Source organism: Actinoplanes cyaneus (assembly GCF_016862095.1).
GTDB lineage: Bacteria > Actinomycetota > Actinomycetes > Mycobacteriales > Micromonosporaceae > Actinoplanes > Actinoplanes cyaneus.
Map to the genome: position 1 here is coordinate 26,519 of NZ_BOMH01000069.1, position 8,015 is coordinate 34,533.

The 8,015-nt window shown below is 68.8% G+C and carries 11 protein-coding genes, 2 tRNA genes and 1 other RNA gene; 9 read left to right on the plus strand and 5 right to left on the minus strand.

What is annotated here, in order from left to right; translation table 11 throughout:
• Window positions 1-160: 160 nt before the first annotated feature.
• Window positions 161-841: a M23 family metallopeptidase gene (locus Acy02nite_RS38855; protein ID WP_203753104.1), complete on the minus strand. Its 681-nt coding sequence runs from the start codon at window positions 839-841 to the stop codon at window positions 161-163.
• A gap of 54 nt (window positions 842-895) precedes the next feature.
• Here Acy02nite_RS38855 and Acy02nite_RS38860 point away from each other — a divergent pair, with 54 nt between their 5' ends.
• From Acy02nite_RS38860 to tadA, 4 genes are all read left to right on the plus strand, one after another.
• The gene (locus Acy02nite_RS38860) at window positions 896-1,234 is read left to right on the plus strand and encodes a hypothetical protein (RefSeq protein ID WP_203753106.1); all 339 of its coding nucleotides are present in this window, start codon (window positions 896-898) and stop codon (window positions 1,232-1,234) included.
• 102 nt (window positions 1,235-1,336) lie between these two features.
• A complete protein-coding gene (locus tag Acy02nite_RS38865) occupies window positions 1,337-1,504 on the plus strand; it encodes a hypothetical protein (protein WP_203753108.1) in 168 nt (55 codons plus the stop codon).
• 90 nt (window positions 1,505-1,594) lie between these two features.
• Window positions 1,595-2,122: a tRNA adenosine deaminase-associated protein gene (locus tag Acy02nite_RS38870; protein WP_203753111.1), complete on the plus strand. Its 528-nt coding sequence runs from the start codon at window positions 1,595-1,597 to the stop codon at window positions 2,120-2,122.
• The gene (gene tadA, locus Acy02nite_RS38875) at window positions 2,119-2,565 is read left to right on the plus strand and encodes a tRNA adenosine(34) deaminase TadA (protein ID WP_203753114.1); all 447 of its coding nucleotides are present in this window, start codon (window positions 2,119-2,121) and stop codon (window positions 2,563-2,565) included. Before Acy02nite_RS38870 ends, tadA begins: the two co-directional genes overlap by 4 nt.
• Before the next feature lie 275 nt (window positions 2,566-2,840).
• Here tadA and deoD read toward each other — a convergent pair whose 3' ends face one another.
• Entirely contained in the window at window positions 2,841-3,548 is a 708-nt protein-coding gene (gene deoD, locus Acy02nite_RS38880) for a purine-nucleoside phosphorylase (protein WP_203753117.1), read from the minus strand.
• Between the two features lie 116 nt (window positions 3,549-3,664).
• Between deoD and Acy02nite_RS38885 the strand changes: the two genes are divergently transcribed.
• From Acy02nite_RS38885 to Acy02nite_RS38895, 3 genes are all read left to right on the plus strand, one after another.
• Window positions 3,665-3,754 (plus strand) — tRNA-Ser (locus Acy02nite_RS38885).
• Between the two features lie 345 nt (window positions 3,755-4,099).
• The gene (locus Acy02nite_RS38890) at window positions 4,100-4,309 is read left to right on the plus strand and encodes a hypothetical protein (protein ID WP_203753120.1); all 210 of its coding nucleotides are present in this window, start codon (window positions 4,100-4,102) and stop codon (window positions 4,307-4,309) included.
• 250 nt (window positions 4,310-4,559) lie between these two features.
• Complete coding sequence (locus Acy02nite_RS38895) at window positions 4,560-4,901, plus strand: STAS domain-containing protein (RefSeq protein ID WP_203753123.1); 342 nt, start codon at window positions 4,560-4,562, stop codon at window positions 4,899-4,901.
• A 341-nt stretch (window positions 4,902-5,242) separates the two neighbouring features.
• Here Acy02nite_RS38895 and Acy02nite_RS38900 read toward each other — a convergent pair whose 3' ends face one another.
• The 3 genes from Acy02nite_RS38900 to Acy02nite_RS38910 all read right to left on the minus strand — a co-directional run bounded on the left by Acy02nite_RS38900 (window position 5,243) and on the right by Acy02nite_RS38910 (window position 6,114).
• A complete protein-coding gene (locus Acy02nite_RS38900; RefSeq protein WP_239175609.1) occupies window positions 5,243-5,596 on the minus strand; it encodes a type II toxin-antitoxin system PemK/MazF family toxin in 354 nt (117 codons plus the stop codon).
• 14 nt (window positions 5,597-5,610) lie between these two features.
• Window positions 5,611-5,817: a DUF8778 family protein gene (locus Acy02nite_RS38905; protein ID WP_203753128.1), complete on the minus strand. Its 207-nt coding sequence runs from the start codon at window positions 5,815-5,817 to the stop codon at window positions 5,611-5,613.
• A 209-nt stretch (window positions 5,818-6,026) separates the two neighbouring features.
• Window positions 6,027-6,114: transfer RNA gene (locus Acy02nite_RS38910), tRNA-Ser, on the minus strand.
• Between the two features lie 84 nt (window positions 6,115-6,198).
• Between Acy02nite_RS38910 and ffs the strand changes: the two genes are divergently transcribed.
• Both ffs and Acy02nite_RS38920 read left to right on the plus strand, forming a co-directional pair.
• An RNA gene (gene ffs / locus Acy02nite_RS38915) (signal recognition particle sRNA small type) lies at window positions 6,199-6,294 on the plus strand.
• 92 nt (window positions 6,295-6,386) lie between these two features.
• The coding region (locus Acy02nite_RS38920) for a DNA polymerase III subunit gamma and tau (RefSeq protein WP_203753134.1) at window positions 6,387-8,015 on the plus strand (1,629 nt) is incomplete at its 3' end.

Here is an 8,015-nt window from a genome sequence, read left to right on the forward strand (position 1 = left end):
CGGAATCGTCTCGCTTTTCTGTTCTGACCTGTGCCCACCCACGGACATCGCCCTTGCGGGCTGAGCGTCAAGGGCGCGCCAGCGCCCTGCTCGGGCCGGAAGGGTCCCCGCGGGAGCGACGGTCCGTACCCCGGCGGAGATGGGCAATGAAGATCTTGAATCAGGCCTTGCAGTGGTGCTTGTTGCGCCAGGCGCGCATGGCCGAGCCCGGGTTCTTCTGGCCGCCCTTGCGCCATGACGCGAGGAACGTGTAGGGCCAGACCACGCCGCGGCGGACCTTCCAGTCGCCGGCCTTGGCGCACGGCGGCGAGATGCCGTAGTGCAGGTGGCAGACGCCGCTGGCGTTGCCGGTGTGGCCGACCTTGCCGAGGAGCTGGCCGGTCTTGACGCGGACGCCCTTCTTGATGCCGGTGGTCACCGACTGCAGGTGCGAGCCGTAGTAGCGCACCCCGTCGTCGCCGAGGATCGAGACGAACAGGCCACCGTTGTACGGCCCGTCCTTCATCCCCTTCTTGAACTTGTCCTTGAGGCTGATCTCCAGGACCACGCCGCTGGTCGTGGCCACGAACTTGGAGCCGCACGCCGCGAAGATGTCGGTGGCCGGGTAACCCGAGTGGGTGTTGTGCCAGGACGCCTTCTTGGCGGCGACAGGGAAGGCATACTTCTTCGCCGCGGCGGCCTTGACCTTGGCCGGCGCGGCTGCCTTTACCTTCGCCGGCGCCGCGGCGGTGGTGACGGCGGCAACCGGCTGCAGGCCTGGCCCGGACGCGGCGGCGATGCCGTAACCGCTCAGGACCACGGCCGCGATTGTCAGACCGGAGAGAATTCTGGGTACGCGCACCGCGCCATCCTGGCAGACATCCGCGATTCCGGTCGTCCCGGATAGTCTGGTTCCATGCAGCCTCAGCCGCCACCAGGGGGGTACGCGGGGCTTCCGCCGCGCCCGGTCTACCGCGAGCCGCACCCGATCGGCGCCGGCCCGGTGCTCAGCGGGCTCGCCACCGGCGCGGTGTGGATGGCGCTCTTCGGCAGTCTCGGGCGTGACCTGGCGTCCTATGCGTGGTGGTCCATCGGCGCCGCGGTCAGCGCCTGGCTGGTCGCCCTGATCCTCACCCAGGTCGGGGACCGTGGCGTGGCACTCGGCGTGGCCTGCGCGAGCGGTGTCGGGCTCTCCGTCACCGTCGCGTTCGTGGCCCTGCGGTGGATCGACACGCTGGACTTCCCGCTCTGGTGATCAACAACGCTCCGGAGGGTCTTGATCGCCCTCCGCACGGGTGTCCGCGAAGTGCGCGACGACCCTTGACGAAGGCCGGTTCCGATCGGCAATCTCGGCAGCATGGCACCCGCATCGCAGCGCCTCGACGAGGATCGCTGCCGTCGCCGTCTGGAACTGCTGGCGGCCCTGGCCCACGCCAGATCGGTCCGTGAGTCGGCGCCGCCGCAACGGGTGCGTGGCATGCGGTTGCGCGAGCTCATCGCGACCCGCCGCCGCGCCACGAACTGATCTCGTCGCGTCAAAGGGCGTGGCGCGTCGCGCCCGCCGCCCCACCAGCTACCGTCAGGCGCTGAGGATTAGAACCGCGTTGGGGGAATCGTGTCGATTTTCGCTGCCGCTGTCGCCCGGGGCAAGAACGGGTGGACTGCGTCGGAGCTGGACCTTTCTGGCCTGGCCGACATCGACGAGGTGGTGGATGCGCTCCGGGATGTCGAGCCGGATGCCGAGCTGGCGCTGCTGTTCGCCGAGAGTGACGACGAGTACCTCGCGATCCTGCGCCTGGACGAGGGCGAGGACCTGCGGGTCTTCGGGTCCGACTCGGCGTTCGCCGCGGAGTCCCGGATCGGGTCGGTGCTGCTCGGCGAGGTGGAGACACCGGCCGTCGAGGTCGACGACCTGGCCGCTCCCGCCGAGGGCGACGACGAGGACGAGGAGGAGGACCGGCCGGTCGCCGACCCGGACGCCGACCCGGTCGGTGACGCCGAGTTGCTGAACGATCTGGGCGTCCCCGCACAGCGACTGCTGGCACTCTGCGGCATGGAGGGCATGCTGCCCTCCGACATCACCGCCGAGATCTGCCAGAAGATCGGGTGCGGCGACGAGATGGAAGAGCTGCGCGAGGCGTGATCCGTCGCGAGCGGCATGAGCTGTGGATGCGGCGGGCCCTGTCCGTCGCGTCCACGTCGCCGTCCGACGTGCCGGTCGGCGCGATCGTTCTCGGCCCGGACGGCGCCGAGCTGTCCGCGGCCGGCAACGAACGCGAACTCACCGGCGACCCGACCGCGCACGCCGAGATCCTGGCACTGCGCCGGGCCGCCGCCGTCCGCGGCGAGTGGCGCCTCGAGGACTGCACCCTGGTGGTCACGCTCGAACCGTGCACGATGTGCGCCGGAGCGCTGGTGCTGGCCCGGATCGCGACGCTGGTCTTCGGCGCGTGGGAGCCGAAGACGGGTGCGGTCGGCTCCCTGTTCGACGTCGTGCGCGACCCGCGGCTCAATCACCGCCCCGAGGTCTACGGTGGTGTCCTGGAACCCGAGTGTGCCCAGCTCATGCGCGACTTCTTCCGCTAGACCCTTTCCCGGTACGGCGCCTGCCCGCCCGCCGCGAGCCGCGTCCCGTGCGACCGTGCGCCGGGAGTCGCGTCCCGTGCGGCCGCTCTCCGCGAGTCGCGTCCCGTGTGCCCGGCGCGAGCGGCATCCGCGCGTCGTGCCGGGCTGTGGCGTGCGTCCGGCGCGCGGCGTTGCCGGCTGGTCCGGGTTGCGGCGCGCCTCGCTCTTCGGGCTGGTGCTCACGGTCGTTGTTCGTGCCTCATAACGACCGTGAGCACCAGCCGGAAGACGGACCGTCAGGCGATGATCGTGTTGAGGCCGATCTTCACCATGTTGCTGAAGCCCTGCTCGCGCTGGCTCGACTCCATCGCCTCACCGCGCTTGATGTGATCGCTCACGGTCAGGATCGTCAGCGCCTTGGCGCCGTACCGGGACGCGATGGTGTAGATCGCGGCGGACTCCATCTCGACCGCCAGCACGCCGTAGAGCGCCAGCGTGTCGTAGAGGTCCGGCCGGTCGGTGTAGAACGCGTCAGCGGCCAGGATCGGGCCGACCCGCATCGGCACACCCTGCGCCTCGGCGACGTCGACCGCGGTCCGGAGCAGGCCGAAGTCCGCCACCGGGGCGTAGTCGATCAGGCCGTCGAAGCGGGCGCGGTTCATGTTCGAGTCCGTCGCCGAGCCGATGGCGGCCACGACGTCACCCAGGTTCAGGTCCATCGCCAGCGCGCCGCAGGAGCCGATGCGGATGACCGACTTCACCCCGTACTCGTTGATCAGCTCGTGGGTGTAGATGGACGCCGACGGCATGCCCATGCCCGAGCCCTGCACCGAGACCCGTTGCCCCTGCCAGGTGCCGGTGAAGCCGAGCATCCCGCGGACCTCGGTGTAGCAGACCGCGTCCTCCAGGAACGTCTCCGCGATCCACTTGGCCCGCATCGGGTCACCCGGCAGCAGCACCCGCTCGGCGATCTCTCCCGGCTTGGCCCCGATGTGAACGCTCATGTGATTGTCTCCGTCTCGTCGATTGCTCTCGCCGATCTTGCCAGGTCAGCGTGGTCGCGGGCGGTTATGGGTGACCCGGCGACGAGCACGCTCGGGCGTCCGGTAACGTACTTCCCGGTGGTGTGTCCGAGCGGCCTAAGGAGCACGCCTCGAAAGCGTGTGAGGGTTTACGCCCTCCAAGGGTTCAAATCCCTTCACCACCGCCATCGGAGAGCCCGATCCTCACGGATCGGGCTCTCTTGTTTTCTCCCGTCACATCCGTCACTCTGTGTGCCCTGATCCCGGATCGACCGGGCGTACCGCGTCCGCCTCGTCCGTTCGGCCGTTGGGCATGATCAGAGGCTGTTGTGTAACAACGAGATGTCGTCGCACGTCAACGCGTTGAATTACGCTACGTAGTGAATCATGGACAGCCCAGCAACATAGGGTGTTGCGCAAGTCACGCAACCCAAATACACCGGATCAGACAATGCGGTTCCGACCGGGCGGTGAGAAACATTCACAGAAACGCCCCAAGGCAGGTTCGTCGATGCCTGTCGTAGATTTGACACGTGAGAGTTGAGCATCACTGGTGGAATGGCGACGTCCGGCTCCAGCGCCGCGATGTCTACGTCCGCACCGACGGCAGCACCTGGGAGGTCGAAGCCCAGCTGGGCGGACCCGAGGGTAAGTCGAAGGTGCAGCAGTGTCCCGGCAAGGCATCAGCGATGATCCTGGCCGACGCGTGGCGCGGTCCACGCTGGCGGTGGCGCGAGCTGTAAGTCGCGCCAGGAGCCCGGGCTGCGCCGTCGGTGCTTGACTGTTTCGGCCAGCCTTTGAGATGGGCCGGACCCCTCGTGGGTCCGGCCCGTTCGTCTTTCCGGGCCGGGCCACCCGTTCGCTCAAGATTCTTCGTGTGTAGCGCTGCGGCCCGACTGTCAAGCCGCTCCGCGACGCACGTTCAGTCCGATGTGCGCGATTCTGCGCAATCTACCCTGAAATTCCGTAGAACTTGGGTAGAAAGCGATTGCCATGCGCGCCACCATCACCGAGCACCGGCCTGATGTTGCCGTGCTGCACCTCAAGGGCGAGCTCGACGCGGACACCGCCGAAGAGCTGCGCGTCGTCTTCACCGGCCTGCTGGACCGTCCGGTCCCGCGGATCGTGGTGGACCTGACCGAGCTGAAGTTCTGCGACTCGATCGGCTTGAGCACGTTCATCATCAGCAAAGAAGTGATCGCGGCTAGAGGCGGCTGGCTCAGCTTCGCCGCCGCGAACCCGTTCCTGACCGGCCTGCTGCAGGCCGTCGGCCTGGCCCGCTACTTCGCGATCTTCCCCGAGGTGGACGACGCGATCGCGGCCGGCCAGCTCTGACCCGGAGAACGCCGGTCTGCACTGACATGTACGCGCCGGCCCGCTCCGGCGTGGAGACCATCCGACCACTCTGACGTGGCGCCGGCACGCGCCGGTTTCCGCCGGCACGCGCCGGTTTCGGCCGGCTTGCCGAGCGGACAGCGGCGTCATCGACCGCCGAGACGACGAGGGCCGGCCCCGATCGGGGCCGGCCCTCGCCTGCACTGTTTTCGCGCCGGAGCATACGAGAGGCGGCAGCAGCCTCACGCAGGGGCACCCTCTAGTCACGGCGCGCGTGCTCACGGCGTACGGCCGAATGCCTTTGATCTTGACCCGCTGAGCCGACATCAACCTTGGTGACCCTACGAAGATCGGCCGCCTCGCAGGTTCAAATGCAGGATCAGGGCGTCACGAAGTGGCTCATGCAGAGCTGCGGGAAGCCGCCCGAGCCGTCGGCTGATGCGTGTCACGTCGATAGCCCGGACCTGTTCGACCTGGATCTTGGATTCGCTGGAGAGGCCGGTCCCGAGCTGGTCGGCGGCGATCAGCACCTGGAACGGATAGAGCTTTCTGACGTTCGAGGTGATCGGCGCAACGGTGATGACACCGCGGCCGAATCGCTCCGCGGCGAGATTGGCGCCGTCGTTGCTGACGATGACCGCCGGCCTGACCTTGTTTGCCTCACTTCGGGTGGCAGGGTTCAGATCGACCCGCACGATGTCCCCCCATCTCACGAGGGGAGGCCATCGTTGGTCGTCGCGTCCCACAGGTCTGCGTCGGCTGAGCCGTTCCACTCGGTGAACGCCTCTGCGTATTGCTCGGCGAGCTGTCGGTCGCGAAGAAGCGCGACAGCCTCGTGAAGGGTCGCAGAACGGTTCGTGCCCTGTTCGTCGAGAAACCGGACATCCTCATCGGGGAGGCTGACGCTTATCTTCATGCCATCATCCTACCGTCGGTGGCACCAGTGTTGCTACTGGTGGTAGGAGGCCACGGTGTGCTGGGCTAGAGAGGGTGAGACGGACGAAAGGCATTGAAGTCCGGACCCGTGGGGCCCGGACTTCCGCTGAATGAGACCAGAACTGAGACGGGGACAGCAAGAAGGCCGGACCCGCTGGGTCCGGCCTTGCATGTTTCCGCTGGTGAAGCTGGCGGAGGATACGAGATTCGAACTCGTGAGGGTGTGAACCCAACACGCTTTCCAAGCGTGCGCCCTAGGCCTCTAGGCGAATCCTCCGTGCGCCAGAATACATACGGCTCGGCGGGGTTCCGCACGGGAGGGGTGGGCGGACGGTCCGGGCGCCCTCCGGGTAGGCTGTCGATCAGCCCCTCGTGCGGCGTCATCCTGTGAACCTCCCCAGGGCCGGAAGGCAGCAAGGATAAGCGGGCTCTGGCGGGTGCACGGGGGGTCCTTTCGTTTCCCTCCCGGCATGCACTCTCCGGGGCATGTCGTTTGTTCTTGTCACACCCTCGACGGAGAATGGCGCGGTCGTTCAGGAGGTGGCAGGAGTGGCTCTCGCCCTCTACCGGAAGTACCGTCCTCGCACGTTCGCCGAGGTCATCGGTCAAGAGCACGTGACCGAGCCGCTGTCGCAGGCGTTGCGCAGTGGCCGGCTCAACCACGCCTATCTCTTCTCCGGGCCACGCGGCTGCGGCAAGACGTCCAGCGCGCGCATCCTGGCCCGCTCGCTCAACTGTGAGCAGGGCCCCACCCCGGAGCCGTGCGGCGTCTGTGGGTCCTGCAAGTCGCTGGCCAACGACGGCGCCGGCTCGATCGACGTGATCGAGATCGACGCGGCCAGCCACGGTGGTGTCGACGACGCCCGTGAGCTGCGGGAGAAGGCGTTCTTCGCGCCGGCCAACAGTCGCTACAAGATCTACGTTATCGACGAGGCGCACATGGTCTCGTCGGCCGGCTTCAACGCGCTGCTCAAGCTCGTCGAGGAGCCGCCGGAATACGTGAAGTTCATCTTCGCCACCACCGAGCCCGACAAGGTGCTCGGCACCATCCGCTCGCGGACCCATCATTACCCCTTCCGGCTGATCCCGCCCGCGACGCTGCGGCCCTACCTGCAGCAGCTCACCGAGGCCGAGGGCGTCACCGTCGATCCGGCGGTGTTCCCGCTGGTGGTCCGGGCCGGCGGCGGCAGCGCGCGGGACACGCTGTCGGTGCTCGACCAGCTGATCGCCGGCGCCGGGCCGGAAGGTGTCAGCTACGCGCGGGCGGTCGCCCTGCTCGGCGTCACCGACGTGGCCCTGATCGACGAGATGTGCGATGCCCTCGCCAACGGTGACGGCGCCGCCGCCTACCAGACCATCGACCGGGTCGCCGAGGCCGGCCACGACGCTCGCCGTTTCGCGTCCGACCTGCTGGAGCGCCTGCGCGACCTGATCGTCCTGCAGCAGGTGCCGGATGCGGTCGCCAAGGGCCTGATCGACGGCCCGGCCGACCAGCTGGAGACCATGCACGGGCAGGCCGTCCGGCTCGGCGCGGCGACCCTGTCCCGCTGCGCCGACATCGTGCACAGCGGCTTGGTCGAGATGCGCGGGACGACAGCGCCCCGCCTGCTGCTCGAGCTGATCACCGCCCGGATGCTGCTGCCCGGCGCCGACGACTCGACCGGCGCTCTGCTGCAGCGGCTGGAGCGTCTGGAGAAACAAGGACCCATTTCCGGCGTACGGGGGTTGGCGGACGCCCCGCCGGCGCCACTCGATCCCCTGCAGGTCCCGTCCGTGCCGGGTGCCTCGCCGGCGCCGGTGGAGGACGGGCCGCTCTCCGGCGGGTCGGGTGGCGGGCTCGCGGCGGCTCGGGCGGCGGCCGCGGCCGCGGCGGCTGCCCGGGGAAAGCCGGGGCCGGCTCGGCCGGTTTCGCCTGCGCCCGCTGCGGGCGCTTCTCCCGCTGGTGCGACGCCGGTCTCCGCGCAGCCGGCGGTGCCCGCGCCGGTTTCGGCTCCTGCGGTTGCGCCTGACGCCGTCGCCGCGCCTTCTGCCGCGCTCGACGCGGGCGCGGCCCCGTCCGTCGCGTCCGAGCCGGTTCCCGCGTCGCCGGTCTCTGCCGCGCCCGCGTCGGAGCCGGTCTCCGTGGCTCCGGCTGCGTCCGATTCGGGTTCCGCTGCCCCGGCTCCGGCTGCGCACGAG

Coding starts and splice junctions, on each gene's coding strand:
- Acy02nite_RS38905 (WP_203753128.1), bottom strand. CDS start 5,817: ATGAAGATAAGCGTCAGCCTCCCCGATGAGGATGTCCGGTTTCTCGAC.
- Acy02nite_RS38865 (WP_203753108.1), top strand. CDS start 1,337: ATGGCACCCGCATCGCAGCGCCTCGACGAGGATCGCTGCCGTCGCCGT.
- Acy02nite_RS38895 (WP_203753123.1), top strand. CDS start 4,560: ATGCGCGCCACCATCACCGAGCACCGGCCTGATGTTGCCGTGCTGCAC.
- Acy02nite_RS38860 (WP_203753106.1), top strand. CDS start 896: ATGCAGCCTCAGCCGCCACCAGGGGGGTACGCGGGGCTTCCGCCGCGC.
- deoD (WP_203753117.1), bottom strand. CDS start 3,548: ATGAGCGTTCACATCGGGGCCAAGCCGGGAGAGATCGCCGAGCGGGTG.